Source organism: Bacillus sp. C28GYM-DRY-1, from assembly GCF_030519405.1.
Lineage (GTDB): Bacteria > Bacillota > Bacilli > Bacillales > Bacillaceae > Bacillus > Bacillus spizizenii_A.
Map to the genome: position 1 here is coordinate 119,746 of NZ_JAUMKF010000005.1, position 22,084 is coordinate 141,829.

Genomic DNA, 22,084 nt, shown 5'->3' on the forward strand with positions numbered 1-22,084 from the left:
AGCTGTGTCGCTGACACAAACTCCTTTTTTATTACTTATTTTCAAAAAGACTTGTTGAGTGAAGAGGCTGTACGCGGGCTTTCGGATCCATGTAAGCCTTGGCGTTGTTCACTGCTGTCGGAGCCTCGCCGAAGCCGCTTGCGATCAGGTTGACTTTTCCTTCGTATGTGCAAATGTCACCTGCTGCAAAGAAGCCTTCGATATTTGTTTCCATTGTTGATTTGACGACAATAGAATTTTTCTCGATGTCCAGACCCCAGTTTTTGATCGGTCCAAGAGATGAAACGAAACCGTAGTTTACGATTAAGTCATCGATTTCTAAAATCTCTTTGCGGTCGCCTTTGACTTCTTCAAGCACAAGCTGTTCAATTTTGTCTTCTCCGATCAGCTCCGCAGGAACGAATGGTGTTAGGACATTAACCTTCGACGCATGAAGGTTTTCCACACTGTGCTCGTGCGCGCGGAACTTATCGCGGCGGTGAATGATGGATACTTCTTTTGCGATCGGCTCAAGCATAAGCGCCCAGTCAACCGCTGAATCTCCGCCACCAAGAATCGCAACGCGTCTGCCGGCGAATTTTTGCAAATCGTCAACGAAGTAGTGAAGGTTTTTGCCTTCATACTGCTCGGCATTTTCAAGTTCCAGCTTTCTCGGTTTGAAAGCGCCGTTTCCTGCAGTGATGATCACTGTTTTGGAGTAGTGGATTTCTTCATTTGTCACAAGCTTAAACACGCCGTCCGCTTGTTTTTCAACAGATTCAACCGCTTGCTCCAGGCAAATGGTTTGGTCGAATTTCGCCATTTGCTCTTTTAGGTTATTGATTAGCTCTTGTGCGCGGATTTTTGGGAAGCCCGCTACATCGTATATATATTTTTCAGGGTATAGGGCGCTAAGTTGTCCGCCGAGCTGAGGCAGGCTTTCGATAATTTTGACGCTTGCCTGTCTCATGCCTCCGTAAAAAGCGGTGAATAAGCCGACCGGTCCCCCGCCTATAATTGTAATATCATAAACCTTTGTATCCTCTCGCATACGAAAATTGCCTCCTAAATGAAAATTGTTATTAATTATACCATATTGCCGTTCAAATTGACGAGTCAGCAGAAAAAATGTAAGTGTATCGCGTGCGCACCCATTCTTGAAAATATTTCCGCAAGCCGATACGATGATAACCAAATGATTTGATCTTTTTCTGAATGTTTCTTGGGCCAGCCGGATAAATATAATAGTAGTGCTATGCGTGAGGACTTCACAAAAAACTTTTCAATATATTTCATAAAATCCCGCCAATAAGCTGAAGCTAACACAAATGATGATTTTATTATGCGTCTAACAAAAGCAAAAAAAAGAGAAGGTGGATGTGATGGCATTGAATAAGCCCAATATCGTGATTTTAGGTGCTGGATATGGCGGATTGATGACGGTAACTAGGCTGACAAAGTTTGTCGGACCGAATGATGCTGATATTACGCTTGTGAATAAACACAATTATCATTATGAAACGACATGGATGCATGAAGCGAGCGCGGGTACGCTCCATCATGACCGCTGCCGTTATCAGATAAAAGATGTAATCAACCAGTCGCGGGTCAATTTTGTACAGGATACCGTAAAGGCAATCAAAATTGATGAGAAAAAAGTTGTGCTTGCGAATGGTGAGCTGCAGTACGATTATTTAGTCATCGGACTCGGCGCGGTGCCCGAAACGTTCGGTATTAAAGGTTTGAAAGAATATGCGTTTCCTATCGCCAACATCAACACGTCGCGTCTGCTGCGGGAACATATTGAGCTGCAGTTTGCGACTTATCATACGGAAGCGGAAAAACGGCCGGACAGGTTAACGATCGTTGTAGGCGGAGCCGGATTTACGGGAATTGAATTTCTCGGCGAGCTGGCAGCGCGCGTGCCTGAGCTCTGCAAGGAGTATGACGTTGATAGGAGTCTCGTCCGCATTATTTGTGTAGAAGCAGCGCCGACCGTTTTGCCTGGCTTTGACCCTGAGCTTGTTGATTACGCCGTTCATTATCTGGAGGAAAATGGAGTTGAGTTTAAGATCGGTACGGCTGTACAAGAATGTACACCGGAAGGAGTCAGAGTCGGGAAAAAAGATGAAGAACCAGAGCAAATCAAATCGCAAACCGTAGTATGGGCGGCTGGTGTCCGAGGCCATCCGATTGTGGAGGAAGCCGGTTTTGAAAATATGCGCGGCCGGGTCAAAGTCAATCCTGACCTTCGCGCACCCGGACATGACAACGTCTTCATTCTCGGTGACAGCTCGCTATTTATGAATGAAGATACAGAGCGCCCGTATCCGCCGACTGCGCAAATTGCAATGCAGCAGGGAATAACGGTTGCCAAGAACCTTGGCAGGCTCATTAAAGGCGGAGAGCTTGAGCAATTCAAGCCGGACATTAAAGGAACGGTGGCTTCTCTTGGCGAGCATAATGCGGTAGGGGTCGTTTATGGCAGGAAGTTGAAAGGTACACCGGCTTCGTTTATGAAAAAAGTCATCGATAACCGTTCGCTGTTTTTGATCGGCGGACTCGGACTGACGCTGAAGAAAGGCAAGTTCAAGTTTTTCTAAAAACCCGCGAAAGCGGGTTTTCTTTATTAAAAAACGCTAAAATAAAAAGATAACGCGAGGAAAATGATTATGTTTCCGCTTACATCAAAAGATTTGTCACATGATCTGACTTTATTGTTGACAGCTTGATATGATATATTATCAGAAAATTAAGAAAAAGGGATGATGATCTGATGAAAACTGCAACGACAACTGCTTCACGTGCATGCCCATTTTGCTCAGGGAAAGGGTACTTTCAATTGATCCTCGGTGGTTCAGAAACTTGTCCGTCTTGCCAGGGGACAGGAAAAGACAATCATTCTTTTTCCAGCCGTTGACTTTATTTCAGCCCCCGCGTTACACTAAAAACATCGCAGGGGGTGGGATAGGTTGATTAGTCTGCCAGTCGTAATCATCTCAATTGTTTTGTTTTTTGTCTTGTTTTTTGGAATCGGTTTCTTATTAAACATGCTGCTGAGAATGTCTTGGATTATGGCTGTGATTTACCCGATTGTATGCCTTTTCATTATTAGCAAGGAAAAGCTGATCAGCTATATTCAGGCGCCGGGAGAATCCTTTGCCGGCCTGTTTCATCGTGTCGTATCATTAGCGGCTGCCGATGTGCTGATTTTAGCCAGTGGTTTGGCTGGCGCCATCGTGTCCGGTATAGCGATCAACATGCTCAGAAAAAGAGGATATCAAATGTTTTAAATGCCGCTTTCTTCTCATTCGCCATTTTGAATATTGCTCACTCCAATTGGGAACAATGATTCGGAGGAGAGGTGAATGATGTTGAATATGATCAGACGTTTGCTGATGACCTGTTTATTTCTGCTTGCATTTGGCACGACATTTTTATCAGTGTCAGGAATCGAAGCGAAGGACTTGTCAAAATGGGTGCAGGAGCATCAAGAAAAGCACTTGAAGCATGCAGGACTGACATTAAAAGCATTGCAGCAGAAAAAAACACAAACCATGTCAGCGGACAAGGAGATAACAAAACCGTTAGAAGAAGCATTTGACTGGGATGAGTATCCGGTCCAAAGAGTAACAGCAACAGGCTATACAGCAGGAGCTGAGTCGACGGGCAAAAATCCCGGTGATCCATTATACGGGCTTACATATTCAGGTGTGAAAGTGAAACGGGATTTATATTCCACGGTTGCTGCTGATCCATCCGTTTTCCCGATCGGAACAATTTTATTTATTCCGAACTACGGTCTCGGAGTTGTGGCCGATACAGGATCAGCCATTAAGGGAAACCGCCTTGATCTGTACTTTGAAACCGTCAAAGATGTGTACAATGAATGGGGCAAAAAAACCCTTGATGTATATGTGATTAAAAAGGGAACAGGAAAGGTGACCGAGGATGAGCTTGAGAAGCTCAATGAAACAAAAGCTTTGCAGGTGTTCAGAAATCAATATAAAACTGTGAAAGAATAAAACGCTCCAGCCATTGCTGGAGCGTTTTTTACATGAAAAAGTAAGCGAGTATCAATGTCAGTAAGATACCTGTTAAGCCTCCGAAAAAAACCTCGATTGGCTGATGGCCGAGAAGCTCCTTCAGCTTTTTTTGCTTTTCTTTATTTTCGGCTTTTGGGAAGTCCTTTGCTTCATTTACGAGGCGGTTAAAATCAATGACAAGCTTATTGAGGACTGTCGCCTGCTCACCGGCATGGCGTCTGACACCAGTAGCGTCAAACATGGTAATAACGGCGAAAATGGCGGAAACCGCAAAGAGAGAGGAGCCTAATCCATGATCCAACGCTACGGCTGTAGAAAGTGCGGTGACCGCCGCGGAGTGTGAGCTTGGCATGCCGCCTGTGCTTGTGACCAGCGACCAGTCCAGTTTTCTGGACACGATAAACTGTATGGGCACTTTGATGACCTGAGCAAAAATAATTGCGGCCAGGCTTGATAATAAAGGGAAATTCGTTAAAAGTTCCATCGGCGACATCCTTTCTATTTAAAAAAATCCTTCGTGTTTCCAAAGAAAAAAGCAAGTCTTAGACTGTTGTTTGATAAAATAAGTGTATAGGAAAGAATGTTTTTCCTATTATACCATTATTCATTACAAATACCCATTACGTTAGGAGTGTAAGCCTTATGTTTTATGCGGTTCAGCAATTAGAGCATACAGAAACCCTTATAGTCGGGCTTTTTCAAAAAAGCCAGTTGACAGGCAAAGCATTGGAAATTGATGAAATGCTGGAAGGCCAACTGACACAGCTTTTAAAAGATGGTGATGTCTCTTCGAAACCGAATCAAGTATCAAAAGTATTCCCTCCATCTTCTGCGGGTATGAAACGGATTTATTTTGTTGGTCTGGGGAGAGAAGCAAATTATTCGTTTGAACAGGCGAAAGAACGTTTTGCCCATGTTTTTCAAGCCATTCACAAAGACCGAAAACAAGAAGCAGCAGTCCTGCTTGACACGTTTTTGTCGGAAGACGTACCTCCAGCCGATGCCGCTCATGCTCTAGCTGAGAGCTGCATGCTTTCGTCCTATGAGGTGCAGGATTATAAGCACAAATCTAATGAGCCTGACAAACAAATTGAAGCTGTGTACGCCGTCACAGATGAAGATACACAAGAAGTGCAGGCGGGTCTTCGTGTCGGCCAGGCATACGGGCAAGGGGCAAATTCGGCTAGAACGCTTGTAAATATGCCCGGAAACATGCTGACAGCAACTGACCTTGCTTCTTATGCAGAAGAGCTTGCGGCGAAATATGATTTTGAGTGTGAGATTTTGGAGAAAGCAGAGATGGAAGAGCTCGGTATGGGCGGAATACTTGCGGTAAACCAAGGCTCGACTGAACCCCCAAAAATGATTGTTTTGAAGTACCAGGGCAAAAAGGATTGGGAAGACGTCCTCGGACTTGTCGGAAAAGGAATTACCTTTGACACAGGCGGCTATTCCATTAAAACGAAATCTGCAATTGTTGGCATGAAATCTGATATGGGAGGAGCAGCTGCGGTTCTCGGTGCTATGGAAACCATCGGAGAGCTTCGTCCCGAGCAAAACGTCCTGGCTGTTATTCCGTCAACCGATAATATGATCTCCGGCGGGGCGATGAAGCCTGATGACGTCATCGTATCATTAAGCGGAAAAACAATTGAAATCCTCAATACGGATGCTGAAGGAAGGCTTGTGCTAGCAGATGGCATTACATACGCAAAACAGCATGGCGCGTCAGTTCTTGTTGATGTGGCTACGCTTACCGGCGGCGTCGTTGTGGCATTAGGAACTGAAACGACTGGCGCTATGACAAATGATCAAAGCTTTTATCAGCAGGTAGCTGATGCGGCACAAGAGTGCGGTGAGGCGATCTGGCAGCTGCCGATAACAGAGAAGGATAAAAAGCGAGTGAAAAGCAGCCAAATGGCGGATCTCAACAATTCGCCGGGACGTGAAGGACATGCGATTATGGCAGGAACGTTTCTTGGTGAATTTGCTGAAACAACGCCTTGGGTTCATCTTGATATTGCGGGCACAGCTACCTCCAATAAAGCAACCTGCTTCGGGCCGTCAGGGGCTACCGGCGTAATGGCCAGAACACTTGCAACACTTGCGGAACGATTTACATTGGAAGAAGATAAAAGCGAATAATGGTAAATCCCTGCTGCGGAATGCAGCGGGGATTTTTTCTTCTAAAATCTTTAGTTGACTAAAGTACATTGATTATGATACGATACGTTCGTACTTTATTTATCTACTACATTAGCAAACTAAAGGATTCTTTGGAGGGTTATCATGAATGCAGTCGTCATCGCAGTGCTGCTTATGCTTGTTTTAAGCCTGCTGCGTGTCAATATCGTTATCGCATTAATCATAGGGGCGCTGGCCGGCGGGTTAACAGGCGGACTCGGGCTTGGAGAAACGGTTAGAGCTTTTACGGACGGGCTCGGCGGAAATGCCACCGTTGCTGTCAGCTACGCCATGCTTGGCGCGTTTGCTGCGGCTTTAACGAAAACGGGCCTTCCGGACGCAATGGTGGAAGCCTCTGTTAAATTAATCGGAAATAAAGAAGACACCCGCAAAAAAGCACTGTCCAAAGTGCTGATCGTGTTTATTATTTTAATCATATCTTGTTTTTCGCAAAACGTGGTTCCGGTTCACATCGCATTTATCCCGGTGCTGATTCCGCCGCTTTTGAAAATCTTTAATGAACTTGAAATGGACCGCCGTCTGATCGCGTGTGTGATTACATTCGGTTTAACGGCACCTTATATTTTAGTGCCGGTTGGTTTCGGCCAAATCTTCCAGGGGATGCTAAAGGACAATATGGCGGATGCCGGATTAAACGTATCTCTCGGTGATATTCCTTATGCCTTAATGATTCCGGTTGCGGGTATGGTTGTAGGTCTGATTTTATCAATTATCGTATTTCGTAAACCGAAGACATACGAAACAAAAGAAATATCTGGTGCGGCCGCTTCTCCATATACGAAAAAAAGCCTGGCGATCGCGGTGCTTGCCATCGCAGTGTCACTCGGCGTCCAGCTCTACTTATCTCAGACTTTGGGAGTAGAAGGGATGATTATGGGAGCGCTGGCAGGTCTGATTATCCTGTTTGTCAGCGGTGTGATGAAGCGTGATGAAGCGGACTCACTGATTACAGACGGAATGGTTTTAATGGCCTTTATCGGTTTTGTTATGCTCGTTGCAGCCGGGTTTTCAAATGTGTTGACGAAAACCGGAGATGTCGAGTCACTGGTTAAAACAGCAGCTGGCATTATGGGGCACAGCCAGTTAGTGGGCGCATTGCTGATGCTGATTGTCGGTTTGTTCATTACGATGGGAATCGGATCTTCTTTTGCGACGATTCCAGTTATCACAACGATCTTTGTGCCTCTTTGCATGCAGCTCGGATTCAGCCCGATGGCAACGGTTGCGATTATCGGAGCGGCTGCTGCGCTTGGCGATGCCGGTTCACCTGCCAGCGACAGCACACTTGGACCGACTTCAGGTTTAAGCGCGGACGGCCAGCATCACCACATTTGGGATACTTGTGTGCCGACATTTTTATTTTATAATATCCCGCTAATCATCTTTGGCTGGATTGCGGCGCTTGTTTTATAGGAAAAAGGCTCCCCTTTACTGGGGAGCCTTTTCTCGCTATGATAAAAAAACCGTCCAATAGAACGGTTTTTACGTGGACGATATGCGATTTCTGTTAAAGCCGGTTGCTTTTTGAATAGAGCGGTAGACCACAGGTGCGATAAACGCCAGTATCACAGCCATCGCTGTGTCTTTTACTATAAACCAAGTCATAAAGCCCCACACTGTGCCGTAGCTCACTGGCGTATGAATCCACAGCTTCAGTGCAAGATACATATAGGTAGTCCCGATGATATACATGATAGCTGTTCCAATAAGAGAAGCAATCAGAAATCGGATTTTACTCGGCTGAATTTTGCGTTCTAAGAACCATCCAGCTGCAAATGCTGCAGGGATGTATGAGATAATAAACCCGCCGCTTTTTCCCGCAAACGGTGCGAAGCCCGCTGAAAATTGGGCAAACACAGGTGCTCCGGCCAATCCGACAAGTGCATATACAATCATGGCAATACCTGCTCGTTTGCTGCCGAGAAGCATGGCTGCCAAGAGACAGAAAAACGGCTGCATCGACAGCGGAATGCCGGCTACTTGCAAAAAGGGTGCCACTGATGTAATGTTGGCGCCGACAGCCATAAGTGCGGCGAACATGCCGATCAACGCCATATCTCCCGCACGAAGTTTCTGTTGTTTCATTGTTGTTCCCCCTTAGGTTTACATACACACTCATAGAGTAATAAAGAACGGGAATATTGTCAACACGAATTGAAATCAGGTTAACAAAAAGGAGGGTTCTGTATGTATTTCGGAAAAACAAAACAATCCGATCAATCTGGGAGAGTCCCGCCGAACCAAAACGTCACAACCTCATTTCCTGTGCTTCATACGGGAAATGTACCGTATTATGAGGATATGGCAAAATGGAACCTTCAAGTATACGGATTGGTTGACCATCCGATGCTGCTAAGCTTTGAAGATGTCAAAGCCTTTCCTCAGTGCGAATCGAAAAATGACATCCATTGCGTTACTGGCTGGTCAAGGCTTGATAATGTGTGGCAAGGGGTGCGGGCTCGTGATCTAGCGGAAAAAGCGGGTGTCAAAGAAGAAGCGGGCTACGTCATTTTACATGCGGAAGAGGGCTGGACGACCAATCTGCCGCTTGAAGATTTTTTGGCTGAAACTTCACTTTTGGCTTATGCGCATAATGGCGTCCCTTTAACGCCTGAACACGGCTTTCCGCTACGGGGCGTGTTTCCGCATCTATATTTTTGGAAAAGCGCCAAGTGGCTGCGCGGCATCCAATTTACGAAAGAGAATCACCCGGGTTTTTGGGAGCAGAACGGGTATCACATGAGAGGCGATCCTTGGCAAAATCAAAGGTTTACATGGGATTAAGGTTCTGTTTTGAGCGGGATCACTGCGTCTTTTGTAGGTTTCTTTTTCCATATTGATAGTCTTCAGGTACCTTATTTGGTGAAGGTGCCTTTTTTATTTAGGAAAAAGTTGACTTTCTCTGGAAGAAAACCTATTATTTGAGTTGTCTAGTTGATATTGAAAATCATTATCATATATTTTGATTTAGTTTTAGGAGAGGAATGTCGTACTGCATGAATGAGAAAACAGGGGCGAAAGGCGGGATACAAAACGCATTTACCATTCCTGGTACGGAAGTGCGTATGATGTCTTCGCGAAATGAAAACCGTGCCTATCACATTTTTATCTCGAAACCGAGTACGCCGCCGCCGCCCGCTGGTTATCCGGTTATTTATCTGCTGGATGCCAATTCTGTCTTCGGAACGATGGCGGAGGCCGTACGAATACAGGGGCGCCGTCCTGAAAAAACTGGGGTGATCCCTGCTGTGATTGTCGGCATTGGCTATGAGACAGCAGAACCGTTCTCCTCAGCGCGTCACCGAGATTTTACAATGCCGACAGCTCAATCGAAGCTGCCGAAAAGGCCCGACGGAAAAGATTGGCCGGAACATGGCGGAGCAGAGAGCTTTTTTAGATTTATTGAGGAGGATCTAAAACCGCAGATAGAACGAGATTACCAGATTGACAGAAAGAGACAAACGATTTTTGGGCACTCACTTGGCGGGCTGTTCGTGCTGCAGGTGCTGTTAACAAAGCCGGATGCGTTTCAAACCTATATCGCGGGAAGTCCGTCCATTCATTGGAATAAACCGTTTATTCTCGAGAAAGCGGACCATTTCGCCTCCCGCTTCAAGAAAAACAATCAGCCTATCAATCTCCTGATTGCGGCAGGAGAATTGGAGCAGCACCATAAAAGCCGGATGAACGATAATGCGAGGGAGCTTCACGAGCGGCTGGCCGTTTTATCTGAACAAGGCTTACGAGCAGAATTTTGTGAGTTTTCAGGAGAAGGACATATTTCGGTTCTTCCTGTTTTGGTCAGCCGGGGGCTGCGTTTTGCGCTTCACCCTGACGGACCGCATATGTCAATGGGCTGAGACATTCTCAGCCTTGCTTCTAAAAATAATATATTTGTCACTGAAATTATATTTGACTGTCACATGACATTTGGATATGATTATTTTTATAATTGATAATGATAATCATTATCAATTAATTGCGTTATTCTTTTCAAGGCGCAGCAGTCTTTTTCGCTGGGTGTCAGTACGGCATCTGTAGCGAAGAAAGGAATTGATGACATGAATGCAATGGGGATAAAGGGCAAAATTGCTTTTATAACAGGGGCTGCCCAAGGGATAGGTGAATCTGTTGCGCGGAAGCTTGCCGATCAAGGCGCGCACATTGCGGCAGTTGATTATCATCCTGAAAAGCTGGAAAAGGTTGTGAGCAGCCTCAAAGCGGAAGGCTTCCATGCGGAAGCTTTTCCGGCAGATGTGAGAGACAGCGCGGCGATTGACGAGATCACGGCGCGTATCGAACGTGAAATGGGGCCGATCGATATTTTGGTGAATGCAGCGGGTGTTCTTCGCCCTGGACTGATCCATTCACTCAGCGATGAGGAATGGGAGGCCACGTTCTCAGTGAATTCGACTGGTGTATTTAACGCCTCGCGTTCAGTCAGCAAATATATGATGGACCGGAGATCGGGTTCGATTGTAACGGTCGGATCGAATGCTGCCGGTGTGCCAAGGACATCTATGGCGGCATATGCCTCTTCAAAGGCTGCGGCAGTGATGTTTACGAAATGCCTTGGCCTTGAGCTGGCAGAATATCATATTCGCTGCAATATTGTGTCACCCGGATCAACAGAAACAGATATGCAGTGGTCATTATGGGCCGATGAAAACGGAGCGGAGCAAGTCATAAAAGGTTCACTTGAGACATTTAAAACAGGGATCCCGCTCAAAAAACTGGCTCAGCCTTCGGATATTGCGAATGCCGTGCTCTTTTTGGTTTCAGGCCAAGCAGGACATATTACGATGCATAATTTATGCGTAGATGGCGGCGCGACCTTAGGCGTGTAACTCATTTTAAGGGAGGTTATAAGATGTTGGAACAAAACGTTACATCACAAACAAAAGCGGAGCATTTGCTTCATAAGTATCAGCCGGGGGCTTTTTTCTTAGCTTCTCCTCATCGTGTACTGTTAGCGAAAGGCATATGTGAAATCGTAACGGAAGCATACGGACAAAACCAAATAGAAACCCTTTCTGGCCGTATTGCAGAGACGCTGAATCAAGCAAAGCAATCAGGGCAAAGCCGTCCGCTTGTTGTTGGAGCCGTTCCTTTTGATCAAGTAAAAGCAGCTCGGCTCGTTGTTCCTGAAGAAGTGCACTGGTCAGGACCGCTTCAATTTGATCATGCGGAGAAGGAACAGCAGCCTGAGCATACATACCACATACAACCTGTTCCTGCACCAGAGGGATATAAAAGTGGTGTCGAACAAGGACTGGCACGCATTGCCGATGGGACTCTCAGCAAGATCGTCCTGTCCAGATCGCTGCATTTGACTTCGTCTGAACCGATTCAGACGGATGAACTGCTTCGCCATCTGGCGCAGCATAACACATATGGCTACACGTTTGCCGCGGACGTGTCGTCTAGCGAAGCGGAAACGACATCCCGCCGAACATTGCTCGGTGCAAGCCCGGAGCTTCTCATTTCAAGAATGGGAACCCAGGTCGTTTCTAATCCATTAGCCGGCTCAAGGCCCCGCAGTGCCGATCCTTGTGAAGACCAGCGCCGGGCTGATGAATTGCTTACTTCCGCAAAGGATCTCCACGAACACGCAGTTGTAGCTGACGCAGTTTCGGCAGCGCTTAGGCCTTTTTGCCGGACGCTGGATGTTCCGGAAAAGCCTTCGCTGATCAAGACGGAGACGATGTGGCATCTGTCCAGCGTGATTAAGGGAGAGCTTTCTGATCCATCTGTAACCTCACTGGAGTTAGCAGCGGCGCTCCACCCGACGCCGGCCGTCTGCGGAACACCGACTGACCTTGCCAGAGAAGCAATTCTCAGTATTGAACCGTTTGACCGCGGTTTTTTTACCGGTATGGTCGGCTGGTGTGACGATGCGGGTGACGGAGAATGGGTCGTGACGATCCGTTGCGCAGAGGCAGAAGAACGTTCACTCCGCCTGTATGCAGGAGCTGGTGTAGTTGCCGGATCAAAACCCGAGGGCGAGCTTCAGGAGACATCCGCGAAGTTTCGGACAATGCTGCGGGCAATGGGCGTGAGTCACATATGATCAGAATGAATTCCTGGAGGGATACAACATGCTGAATGGATTTACGCCTTGGCCTGATGAGGTAGCTGAGACATATCGGAAGAACGGCTGCTGGGCCGGCGAGACGTTTGGAGATTTGTTAAGGGACCGGGCTGTCAAACATGGCGATCGCATCGCTATTACATGCGGAAACACCCATTGGAGCTATCAAGAGCTGGACACAAGAGCTGATCGTCTGGCTGCCGGATTTCAGAAACTCGGCATCAAACAGATGGATCGTGTCGTGGTGCAGCTGCCGAATATCGCAGAGTTTTTTGAAGTCATTTTCGCGCTTTTCCGTCTGGGGGCGCTCCCGGTCTTCGCACTGCCTTCTCATCGAAGCAGTGAAATTACATATTTTTGCGAGTTTGCTGAAGCGGCTGCTTATATTATTCCCGACTCTTATTCCGGTTTTGACTACCGTTCACTTGCCAGACAGGTGCAAAGCAAACTGCCGACTTTGAAGCACGTCATTGTCGCAGGTGAGGCAGAGGAATTTTTGCGGCTGGAGGATTTGCATACGGAACCTGTAAAACTGCCTGAAGTCAACTCTTCGGATGTGGCGTTCCTTCAGCTTTCTGGAGGAAGCACCGGTTTATCAAAACTGATCCCGCGGACTCACGATGACTACATATACAGTTTGCGGCGGAGTGCAGAAGTTTGCTGGCTCGATCACAGAACGGTGTACTTGGCAGCATTGCCGATGGCGCACAATTACCCGTTGAGCTCTCCCGGGATTCTCGGCGTGTTATACGCCGGAGGAAGAGTGGTATTATCTCCTTCTCCAAGTCCTGATGACGCATTTCCTTTGATTGAACGGGAACAAGTCACGATTACCGCTCTTGTTCCGCCCCTTGCAATGGTATGGATGGATGCGGCATCCTCACGCGATGACGACCTTTCCAGTCTTCAAGTGCTGCAGGTCGGAGGCGCCAAATTCAGTGCTGAAGCTGCGCGCAAGGTAAAAGCTGTTTTCGGCTGCACGCTGCAGCAAGTGTTCGGAATGGCAGAGGGTCTCGTCAATTATACAAGGCTGGATGACCCTGAGGAGGTGATTGTCAACACCCAAGGAAAACCGATGTCCCCATATGATGAAGTACGTGTTTGGGATGACCAGGATCGTGATGTAAAACCTGGTGAAACAGGGCATCTGCTGACACGGGGGCCGTACACGATTCGGGGTTACTATAAAGCAGAAGAGCATAATGCTGCTTCATTTACTGAGGACGGTTTTTACCGCACAGGTGATATCGTCAGGCTGACATCAGACGGCTATATTGTCGTTGAAGGCAGGGCGAAGGACCAAATTAACCGCGGGGGAGAAAAAGTGGCGGCTGAAGAGGTAGAAAATCATCTGCTGGCGCATCCGGAAGTCCATGATGCGGCAATGGTCTCCATGCCTGACCCATTTCTTGGCGAAAGATCTTGTGTGTTCATTATTCCCCGGGATGAAGCCCCGAAAGCCGCAGCGCTCAAAGCGTTTTTGAGAGAGCGCGGACTGGCGGCATACAAGATCCCCGATCGCATTGAGTTTGTTAAGTCCTTTCCGCAGACAGGGGTAGGAAAAGTCAGCAAAAAAGCGCTTCGAGAAGCCATTGCCGAGAAGCTTCTTGCAGGATCAAAAAAATAAAACAAACAATGATTGAGAGGGAGTGTTCAAATGGCTATACCTGCCATTCAGCCGTATCAAATGCCCACAGCGTCTGATATGCCGCAAAACAAAGTGTCATGGGTGCCTGATCCAAATCGGGCAGTCCTGTTAATCCACGATATGCAAAACTATTTTGTAGATGCCTTTACAGCGGGAGCGTCTCCGGTCACAGAGCTTTCAGCGAATATACGGAAGCTGAAGGATCAATGTACCAAGCTTGGGATACCCGTCGTCTATACTGCGCAACCGGGAAGTCAAAATCCGGAAGACCGAGCGTTACTGACAGACTTTTGGGGTCCGGGATTAAACAGCGGCCCTTATGAGGAGAAAATTATAACCGAACTGGCACCGGAAGATGATGATCTCGTGCTGACAAAATGGAGATACAGCGCATTTAAGAGAACGAATTTGCTTGAGATTATGCGCAAAGAGGGGCGCGATCAGCTGATCATTTCCGGGATTTACGCCCATATTGGCTGTCTCGTTACAGCATGTGAAGCATTTATGGAGGATATCGAAGCCTTTTTTGTGGGAGATGCAGTTTCTGATTTTTCATTAGAAAAACATCAAATGGCACTGGATTATGCGGCTGGGCGCTGCGCGTTTACCGTGATGACTGACAGTCTTCTCGATCAGCTGAAGAATGCGCCTGCACCTGTTCAGAAAACGTCAGTGAAGACTGGTAAAGCAGTGTTTACATGCGAGAAGATCCGTAAACAAATTGCTGAGCTTCTTCAAGAAACACCTGAAGATATTACAGATCAAGAGGATTTGCTCGACCGGGGGCTTGATTCGGTAAGGATCATGACATTAGTAGAACAATGGCGCCGTGAAGGAGCCGAGGTGACATTCGTGGAACTGGCTGAACGCCCGACGATCGAAGAATGGCAGAAACTGCTCACAACCCGCAGCCTGCAAGTCCTGCCAAACGCGGATTATTTATAAAAGGAGGATAAACAAACGGATGCCTGATACAAAAGACCTTCAATATTCTTTGACCGGCGCGCAAACCGGCATATGGTTTGCTCAGCAGCTAGATCCGGACAATCCAATCTACAATACAGCGGAATATATAGAAATCAATGGACCAATCAATATTGCTCTTTTTGAAGAAGCTTTGCAGCACGTGGTAAAGGAAGCAGATTCGCTGCATGTCCGCTTCAGTGAAAATATGGACGGGCCTTGGCAGATGGTAAACCCGTCTCCAGAAGTACAGCTGCACGTCATTGACGTCAGCTCTGAACCTGATCCGGAAAAAACAGCATTAAACTGGATGAAAGCAGATTTGGCAAAGCCGGTCGATTTAGGACATGATCCTTTGTTCAATGAAGCTCTGTTTATAGCCGGGCCTGATCGTTTCTTTTGGTATCAGCGCATTCACCATATTGCGATTGACGGCTTCGGCTTCTCCCTGATTGCCCAGCGTGTGGCAAATACGTATGCCGCGCTGATGAAAGGACAATCAGCTACAGATCGTTCCTTTGGGTCGCTCCAGGCCATTTTGGAGGAAGATGCAGATTATCGCGCATCAGAGCAGTATGAGAAGGATCGCCAATTCTGGCTGGATCGTTTTGCAGATGGACCTGAGGTTGTGAGTTTGGCTGATCGGGCGCCAAGAACATCTAACCGTTTTCTTCGCCATACGGCGTACCTGCCTCTATCTGATGTGAACGCATTGAAAGAATCGGCGCGCTTTTTCTCAGGAAGCTGGCATGAAGTCGTGATTGCGGTGTCAGCTGTTTATGTGCATCGGATGACCGGTTCTAGGGATGTTGTGCTCGGTCTGCCCATGATGGGACGGATAGGGTCTGCATCATTGAATGTGCCGGCTATGGTGATGAACCTTCTCCCGCTCCGGCTGTCTGTAAGCTCTTCAATGAGCTTTTCTGAACTTATTCAGCAAATTTCCCAGGAAATCCGCAGTATTCGGCGGCATCATAGGTATCGCCATGAAGAGCTTCGGCGTGATCTGAAATTGATAGGAGAAAACCATAGATTATTTGGCCCGCAAATCAACCTCATGCCGTTTGATTACGGTCTTGACTTTGCCGGGGCCCGAGGAACAACGCATAACCTTTCAGCCGGTCCTGTCGATGATCTATCAATCAATGTATATGACAGAACGGACGGAAGCGGTCTGCGGATTGATGTAGATGCGAATCCTGAGGTATACAGTGAGTCTGATAGTAAACTACATCAGCAGCGGATCTTACAGCTGCTGCAAACGGCTTCTGCCGGGGAGGATATGCTGATTGGGCAAATGGAGCTTCTATTGCCAGAGGAGAAAAAACAAGTCATTCATGAATGGAATGAGACGGCCAAATTTGAAAAACTGTTCAGCCTTCAGGACATGTTTGAGAAGCAGGCAATCCTTACACCTGAACGTATCGCTCTCATATGTGATGACGTTCAAGTAAACTATCAAGAGCTGAATGAAAAGGCAAACCGCCTCGCGCATCTGTTGATCGAAAAGGGGCTTGGTCCGGAGCGATTTGTCGCTTTGGCGCTGCCGCGTTCTCCAGAGATGGTGGCTTCAATGCTTGCTGTACTAAAGACTGGTGCGGCGTATCTTCCGCTTGACCCGGAGTTTCCGGCCGACCGAATTTCTTACATGCTCGAGGACGCGAAACCTTCATACATCATAACGACTGAGGAAATAGCAGCCCGTCTGCCTGATGACCTGTCTATTCCGCAGCTTGTGCTTGATCAGACTGTGACGCAGGAGGCTGTAAAACATTATTCGCCTGACAATCCCAATGTATCGGTTTCTCTTGCCCATCCTGCGTATATCATCTATACCTCAGGGTCAACAGGAAGGCCGAAGGGTGTTGTTGTTACGCTGAAAAGCTTGAGCAATTTTCTGCTGTCCATGCAGGAGGCATTTTCTCTAGGAGAAGAAGACAGGCTGTTGGCTGTGACGACTGTCGCTTTTGATATTTCGGCATTGGAGTTATATCTTCCGCTTATCAGCGGGGCGCAAATCGCGATCGCAAAGAAAGAAACGATCCGTGAGCCGCAGGCATTAGCCCAAATGATTGAATATTTCGATATCAATATTATGCAGGCGACACCGACACTATGGCATGCTCTGGTGACGAATGAACCTGAGACACTTCGGGGGCTCAGAGTGCTAGTTGGAGGCGAGGCGCTGCCGAGCGGCCTTTTGCAGGCGCTTCAAAAGCTTCATTGTTCAGTCACGAATTTATATGGGCCTACTGAAACAACGATTTGGTCTGCAGCAGCTTTTCTGGAAGAAGGGCTGAAGGGCGTTCCGCCAATTGGCAAACCGATTTGGAATACGCAGGTATATGTGCTTGATAACGGTTTGCAGCCGGTGCCGCCGGGAGTTGTCGGAGAGCTTTATATTGCAGGAACCGGCTTGGCTAGAGGTTATTTCCGCCGCCCTGATTTAACGGCTGAGCGTTTTGTTGCAGATCCATACGGACCACCGGGGGCTCGGATGTATCGGACTGGAGATCAGGCTCGCTGGCGCGCTGATGGGAATTTGGAGTATATCGGACGGGCGGATCATCAAATTAAAATTCGAGGCTTCCGAATTGAACTTGGAGAAATTGATGCCGTGCTTGCTAAGCATCCGGACATTGAACAGGCTGCGGTTATTGTTCGGGAAGATCAGCCGGGAGACAAACGATTGGTGGCGTATGTAGTCCTTGCTTCAGCTATTGATACTGTCGAGCTTCGCCGTTATGTGGGTGCCAGTCTGCCTGATTATATGGTGCCGGCAGCATTTGTGGAGATGGATGAACTGCCATTAACACCTAATGGCAAACTCGATCGGAAAGCACTGCCGGCGCCTGATTTTGGCATATCTGTCAGCGGTCGGGGGCCGAGGACTCCGCAGGAAGAGATATTGTGTGACTTGTTTGCTGAGGTTCTCGGTTTGGCACGTGTCGGCATCGATGACAGTTTCTTCGAGCTGGGCGGTCACTCGCTTCTTGCATCCCGTTTGATGAGCCGCATTCGCGAGGTAATGGTAGCCGAACTCGGTCTCGCGAATCTATTCGATGAACCGACAGTAGCCGGACTCGCTGCCCACCTTCATCAGGCGCAGAATACACGCCCTGCATTGCAGAGAGCTGAGCGGCCTGAAAGAATTCCGCTTTCTTTTGCCCAACGCCGGCTATGGTTCCTCCATTGTCTTGAAGGGCCTAGTCCTACTTATAATATTCCGGTTGCTGTCCGTCTGTCGGGTGAGCTTGACCAAGGAGTGCTGCAAGCGGCACTTTATGATCTCGTCTGCCGCCATGAAAGCCTTCGGACGATTTTTCCTGAATCACAGGGGACATCGTATCAGCATATTTTAGACGCGGTTCAAGCAAGGCCTGTTTTACATGTTACAGAAATTGCTGAGAAGGAGCTTTCTGAGCGGTTTGCTGAAGCTGTGCGCTACAGTTTTGATCTTGCAGCTGAACCTGCTTTTCGTGCGGAACTTTTTGTCATCGGCCCTGACGAGTACGTGCTGCTTCTCCTCGTGCATCATATTGTCGGGGACGGCTGGTCCTTAACGCCGCTGACCCGCGACCTTGGGGCGGCTTATGCGGCTCGCTGTCACGGAAAAGCTCCCGAATGGGCGCCCCTTACTGTGCAATATGCAGACTATGCGCTTTGGCAGCAAGAACTGCTTGGAAGCGGGGATGATCCAAATCGTTTGATTGCCGGACAGCTTGCTTTTTGGAAAGAAACCTTGGAGAATCTGCCTGATCAGCTTGAACTGCCAACCGATTATTCACGTCCGGCTGAACCGAGTCATGATGGGGATACGATTCATTTCCGCATTGAGCCTGAGATGCACAAGCGATTGCAGGATCTGGCTCGCGCAAATAGAGTGAGCCTGTTTATGGTGCTGCAATCCGGTCTCGCAGCTTTATTGACAAGACTCGGGGCGGGCACTGATATTCCGATCGGCAGCCCGATCGCGGGGCGGAATGATGATGCGATAGGCGATCTTGTGGGCCTGTTTATCAATACATTGGTGCTCAGAACCGATACATCCGGTGACCCAAGCTTCCGTGAGCTTCTTGACAGAGTGCGGGAAGTGAATCTGGCAGCCTATGAAAATCAGGATCTGCCGTTTGAGAGACTCGTAGAGGTGCTCAATCCGGCTCGTTCGCGTGCGACGCATCCTTTATTCCAAATCATGTTTGCATTCCAAAACACACCGGACGCTGAACTGAATTTTCCTGACATGGAAAGCAGCCTGCGGATCCACAGTGTCGGTTCCGCCAAGTTTGATTTGACGCTGGAAATCAGTGAAAATCGTCTTGCTGACGGGACTCCAAACGGATTGGAAGGACTGCTCGAGTACAGCACTGATCTTTTCAAGCAGGCAACTGCTCAGGCTCTTGCTGACCGTCTGATGCGCCTGCTGGAGGCTGCAGAATCTGATCCTGACCAGCGAATTGGAAATCTGGACATCCTTGCACCAGAGGAGCGCAGCAACATGGTGACAGATTGGCAATGTGTTTCTGAAAAGATTCCGCATGCATGTTTGCCGGAGCAGTTTGAGAAGCAGGCTGCTTTAAGTCCTGATGCCATTGCCGTTGTTTGTGAAGATCAGTCACTGAGCTATGCAGAGCTGAATGAAAGAGCAAATCGGCTTGCCCGAATGCTGATCAGTGAAGGAGTCGGACCGGAGCAATTTGTGGCCTTGGCACTGCCTCGATCATTGGAAATGGCTGTCGGGCTATTAGCGGTGCTGAAAGCCGGCGCGGCTTATCTGCCTCTCGATCCTGACTATCCGGCCGACCGCATCGCTTTTATGCTGGAAGATGCGAGACCTGCGTTTATCATGACGAACACAAAAGCTGCAGAGAACATTCCGCCAGCTGAAAACGTGCCGAGAATCGTGTTGAATGATCCCGAAATGGCAGAGAAACTAAACACATACCCAGCTGAGAATCCGAGCAATGCGGATAGAATTCAGCCGCTTTCTCCTTTGAATACAGCGTATGTCATTTATACATCAGGCTCAACGGGCGTTCCAAAAGGTGTGATGATTCCTCACCAAAACGTAACGCGTTTATTTGCAGCGACTGAACACTGGTTCCATTTTAGCTCAGACGATATCTGGACCATGTTCCATTCCTATGCGTTTGACTTTTCGGTGTGGGAGATGTGGGGGCCTCTGCTGCATGGCGGACGTCTTGTGATCGTGCCTTATCACATCAGCAGATCGCCAGAAGCGTTTCTGCGCCTGCTGGTAAAAGAGGGTGTGACCGTTCTGAATCAGACACCATCTGCTTTCTATCAGTTCATGCAGGCGGAACGGGAGCAGCCGGATCTCGGTCAAGCGTTCAGTTTGCGTTATGTCATTTTTGGCGGAGAAGCGCTTGAACTCAGCCGTTTAGAGGATTGGTATAACCGCCACCCTGAACATAGACCGCAGCTTATCAATATGTATGGTATTACAGAAACGACTGTGCATGTAAGCTATATCGAATTAAACCGAAGCATGGCAGCATTACGGGCAAACAGCTTAATCGGCTGCGGCATTCCCGATCTTGGAGTTTATGTGCTGGATGAGCGCTTGCAGCCGGTCCCGCCGGGTGTTGCTGGAGAGCTGTATGTATCAGGAGCGGGGTTGGCACGAGGCTATTTAGGCCGGGCTGAATTAACAGCGGAACGCTTCATAGCTGATCCGTTCGGTCCTCCGGGTACCCGAATGTATCGCACTGGGGATGTGGCCCGCCTCCGTGCTGACGGCTCTCTTGACTATGTTGGCCGTGCCGATCACCAAGTGAAAGTCCGGGGCTTCCGAATTGAACTGGGAGAAATTGAAGCGGCGCTAGTTCAGCATTCGCAGCTTGAAGATGCGGCAGTAATTGTGCGTGAGGATCAGCCGGGAGATAAACGTTTGGCAGCTTATGTCATACCTTCTTCGGAAGACACAATTGATAAGGCGGAACTGCGCAAATATGCTGCAGAGAGACTGCCAGATTACATGGTGCCTTCTGCTTTTGTAACGATGAAAGAATTGCCGTTGACACCGAATGGAAAGCTTGACCGTAAAGCACTGCCCGCACCGGATTTCGCAGCGGCAGTGACAGGACGCGGACCGAGAACGCCACAGGAAGAAATCCTCTGTGACCTGTTTATGGAGGTGCTTCACTTGCCGCGTGTCGGCATTGATGACCGTTTCTTTGATTTAGGCGGACATTCCCTGCTTGCTGTACAGCTGATGAGCCGCATTCGCGAAGCACTAGGCGTAGAACTCAGCATCGGAAACCTACTCGAAGCGCCGACTGTAGCAGGACTTGCAGAAAGACTTGAGATGGGCTCAAGCCAAAGCGCACTCGACGTTCTGCTGCCGCTCCGAACAGGCGGAGACAAGCTTCCTTTGTTCTGTGTTCATCCGGCAGGCGGACTTAGCTGGTGCTATGCCGGTTTGATGACGAACATAGGAACAGATTATCCGATCTATGGCTTGCAGGCACGGGGAATTGGGCAGCGGGAAGAGCTTCCGAAAACACTTGACGACATGGCTGCCGACTACATTGAACAAATCAGAACAATCCAGCCGAGAGGACCGTACCATCTCCTAGGCTGGTCTCTGGGCGGGAATGTCGTTCAAGCGATGGCAACCCAGCTGCAAAATCAAGGAGAAGAAGTATCCCTATTGGTGATGCTGGACGCCTATCCGAACCACTTCCTTCCTATAAAAAAGGCGCCAGATGATGAGGAAGCGCTTATTGCCCTTCTGGCGTTAGGCGGGTACGACCCAGATAGCCTAGGGGACAAACCGCTTGATTTCGAAACAGCAATTGAGATTCTTCGCCGTGACGGCAGCGCGCTTGCAAGCCTGGATGAATCAGTCATTTTCAATTTGAAGAATACGTATGTCAATTCTGTCGGTATTTTAGGCTCATATAAACCGAAAACCTTCCGCGGAAATGTCTTGTTTTTCAGATCAACAATCATACCTGAATGGTTTGATCCGATTGAACCGGATTCGTGGAAGCCTTATATTAGCGGACAAATTGAACAAATCGACATTGACTGCCGCCATAAAGATCTTTGTCAGCCGGAACCGCTCGCTCAAATCGGCAAGGTTCTCGCTATCAAACTGGAAGAGATGAATAAATAAGGGGGACGAAA

General features: G+C 48.2%; 16 protein-coding genes. 13 read left to right on the forward strand and 3 right to left on the reverse strand.

What is annotated here, in order from left to right; all coding sequences use genetic code 11:
* Positions 1-31: 31 nt before the first annotated feature.
* The gene (gene yumC / locus Q3W56_RS07240; RefSeq protein ID WP_010329948.1) at positions 32-1,030 is read right to left on the reverse strand and encodes a ferredoxin--NADP reductase 2; all 999 of its coding nucleotides are present in this window, start codon (positions 1,028-1,030) and stop codon (positions 32-34) included.
* Positions 1,031-1,361: 331 nt separating this feature from the next.
* On the opposite strand from yumC, the gene Q3W56_RS07245 reads away from it, so the two are divergent.
* From Q3W56_RS07245 to spsC, 4 genes are all read left to right on the forward strand, one after another.
* Positions 1,362-2,582 carry an NAD(P)/FAD-dependent oxidoreductase gene (locus Q3W56_RS07245; RefSeq protein WP_302895002.1) on the forward strand — a complete coding sequence of 407 codons (1,221 nt, stop codon included), beginning with the start codon at positions 1,362-1,364 and terminating at the stop codon, positions 2,580-2,582.
* Between the two features lie 173 nt (positions 2,583-2,755).
* Positions 2,756-2,899 carry a YuiA family protein gene (locus Q3W56_RS07250; protein WP_302895003.1) on the forward strand — a complete coding sequence of 48 codons (144 nt, stop codon included), beginning with the start codon at positions 2,756-2,758 and terminating at the stop codon, positions 2,897-2,899.
* A 52-nt stretch (positions 2,900-2,951) separates the two neighbouring features.
* Positions 2,952-3,272 (forward strand): YuiB family protein, encoded by a 321-nt coding sequence (locus tag Q3W56_RS07255; RefSeq protein WP_003220624.1) that lies wholly within the window; start codon positions 2,952-2,954, stop codon positions 3,270-3,272.
* A 75-nt stretch (positions 3,273-3,347) separates the two neighbouring features.
* Positions 3,348-4,004: a stationary phase survival protein SpsC gene (gene spsC, locus Q3W56_RS07260; protein ID WP_302895004.1), complete on the forward strand. Its 657-nt coding sequence runs from the start codon at positions 3,348-3,350 to the stop codon at positions 4,002-4,004.
* Between the two features lie 28 nt (positions 4,005-4,032).
* Here spsC and Q3W56_RS07265 read toward each other — a convergent pair whose 3' ends face one another.
* The gene (locus Q3W56_RS07265) at positions 4,033-4,509 is read right to left on the reverse strand and encodes a divergent PAP2 family protein (RefSeq protein WP_268398296.1); all 477 of its coding nucleotides are present in this window, start codon (positions 4,507-4,509) and stop codon (positions 4,033-4,035) included.
* A 158-nt stretch (positions 4,510-4,667) separates the two neighbouring features.
* Here Q3W56_RS07265 and Q3W56_RS07270 point away from each other — a divergent pair, with 158 nt between their 5' ends.
* Positions 4,668-6,170, forward strand: a complete 1,503-nt coding sequence (locus Q3W56_RS07270) for a leucyl aminopeptidase (RefSeq protein ID WP_302895005.1) — start codon at positions 4,668-4,670, stop codon at positions 6,168-6,170.
* 144 nt (positions 6,171-6,314) lie between these two features.
* Positions 6,315-7,643 (forward strand): Na+/H+ antiporter family protein, encoded by a 1,329-nt coding sequence (locus Q3W56_RS07275; protein WP_302895006.1) that lies wholly within the window; start codon positions 6,315-6,317, stop codon positions 7,641-7,643.
* Positions 7,644-7,712: 69 nt separating this feature from the next.
* On the opposite strand, the gene Q3W56_RS07280 is transcribed toward Q3W56_RS07275, so the two are convergent.
* Positions 7,713-8,315 (reverse strand): biotin transporter BioY, encoded by a 603-nt coding sequence (locus tag Q3W56_RS07280; protein WP_302895007.1) that lies wholly within the window; start codon positions 8,313-8,315, stop codon positions 7,713-7,715.
* 102 nt (positions 8,316-8,417) lie between these two features.
* Between Q3W56_RS07280 and Q3W56_RS07285 the strand changes: the two genes are divergently transcribed.
* The 7 genes from Q3W56_RS07285 (at position 8,418) to Q3W56_RS07315 (ending at position 22,073) form a co-directional block, all read left to right on the forward strand.
* Positions 8,418-9,014, forward strand: coding sequence for a sulfite oxidase-like oxidoreductase (locus Q3W56_RS07285; protein ID WP_302895008.1), 597 nt, complete (start codon positions 8,418-8,420; stop codon positions 9,012-9,014).
* A 212-nt stretch (positions 9,015-9,226) separates the two neighbouring features.
* On the forward strand, positions 9,227-10,090 hold the full coding sequence (besA, locus tag Q3W56_RS07290; RefSeq protein ID WP_302895009.1) for a ferri-bacillibactin esterase BesA: 864 nt from the start codon (positions 9,227-9,229) through the stop codon (positions 10,088-10,090).
* Positions 10,091-10,291: 201 nt separating this feature from the next.
* Positions 10,292-11,077: a 2,3-dihydro-2,3-dihydroxybenzoate dehydrogenase gene (locus tag Q3W56_RS07295; protein WP_302895010.1), complete on the forward strand. Its 786-nt coding sequence runs from the start codon at positions 10,292-10,294 to the stop codon at positions 11,075-11,077.
* A 23-nt stretch (positions 11,078-11,100) separates the two neighbouring features.
* On the forward strand, positions 11,101-12,300 hold the full coding sequence (gene dhbC, locus Q3W56_RS07300) for an isochorismate synthase DhbC (RefSeq protein ID WP_302895011.1): 1,200 nt from the start codon (positions 11,101-11,103) through the stop codon (positions 12,298-12,300).
* A gap of 28 nt (positions 12,301-12,328) precedes the next feature.
* On the forward strand, positions 12,329-13,948 hold the full coding sequence (locus Q3W56_RS07305; RefSeq protein ID WP_302895012.1) for a (2,3-dihydroxybenzoyl)adenylate synthase: 1,620 nt from the start codon (positions 12,329-12,331) through the stop codon (positions 13,946-13,948).
* A gap of 30 nt (positions 13,949-13,978) precedes the next feature.
* Entirely contained in the window at positions 13,979-14,914 is a 936-nt protein-coding gene (locus Q3W56_RS07310; RefSeq protein ID WP_302895013.1) for an isochorismatase, read from the forward strand.
* A gap of 19 nt (positions 14,915-14,933) precedes the next feature.
* Positions 14,934-22,073 (forward strand): amino acid adenylation domain-containing protein, encoded by a 7,140-nt coding sequence (locus tag Q3W56_RS07315; RefSeq protein ID WP_302895014.1) that lies wholly within the window; start codon positions 14,934-14,936, stop codon positions 22,071-22,073.
* Positions 22,074-22,084: the final 11 nt, after the last annotated feature.

Bases quoted from the DNA above. Each gene is read 5' to 3' on its own strand.
- Q3W56_RS07265 (WP_268398296.1), bottom strand. From the start codon at position 4,509: ATGGAACTTTTAACGAATTTCCCTTTATTATCAAGCCTGGCCGCAATT.
- Q3W56_RS07270 (WP_302895005.1), top strand. From the start codon at position 4,668: ATGTTTTATGCGGTTCAGCAATTAGAGCATACAGAAACCCTTATAGTC.
- besA (WP_302895009.1), top strand. From the start codon at position 9,227: ATGAATGAGAAAACAGGGGCGAAAGGCGGGATACAAAACGCATTTACC.
- Q3W56_RS07245 (WP_302895002.1), top strand. From the start codon at position 1,362: ATGGCATTGAATAAGCCCAATATCGTGATTTTAGGTGCTGGATATGGC.
- Q3W56_RS07280 (WP_302895007.1), bottom strand. From the start codon at position 8,315: ATGAAACAACAGAAACTTCGTGCGGGAGATATGGCGTTGATCGGCATG.
- dhbC (WP_302895011.1), top strand. From the start codon at position 11,101: ATGTTGGAACAAAACGTTACATCACAAACAAAAGCGGAGCATTTGCTT.
- Q3W56_RS07250 (WP_302895003.1), top strand. From the start codon at position 2,756: ATGAAAACTGCAACGACAACTGCTTCACGTGCATGCCCATTTTGCTCA.
- spsC (WP_302895004.1), top strand. From the start codon at position 3,348: ATGATGTTGAATATGATCAGACGTTTGCTGATGACCTGTTTATTTCTG.
- Q3W56_RS07310 (WP_302895013.1), top strand. From the start codon at position 13,979: ATGGCTATACCTGCCATTCAGCCGTATCAAATGCCCACAGCGTCTGAT.
- Q3W56_RS07315 (WP_302895014.1), top strand. From the start codon at position 14,934: ATGCCTGATACAAAAGACCTTCAATATTCTTTGACCGGCGCGCAAACC.
- Q3W56_RS07285 (WP_302895008.1), top strand. From the start codon at position 8,418: ATGTATTTCGGAAAAACAAAACAATCCGATCAATCTGGGAGAGTCCCG.
- Q3W56_RS07295 (WP_302895010.1), top strand. From the start codon at position 10,292: ATGAATGCAATGGGGATAAAGGGCAAAATTGCTTTTATAACAGGGGCT.
- Q3W56_RS07275 (WP_302895006.1), top strand. From the start codon at position 6,315: ATGAATGCAGTCGTCATCGCAGTGCTGCTTATGCTTGTTTTAAGCCTG.
- Q3W56_RS07305 (WP_302895012.1), top strand. From the start codon at position 12,329: ATGCTGAATGGATTTACGCCTTGGCCTGATGAGGTAGCTGAGACATAT.
- yumC (WP_010329948.1), bottom strand. From the start codon at position 1,030: ATGCGAGAGGATACAAAGGTTTATGATATTACAATTATAGGCGGGGGA.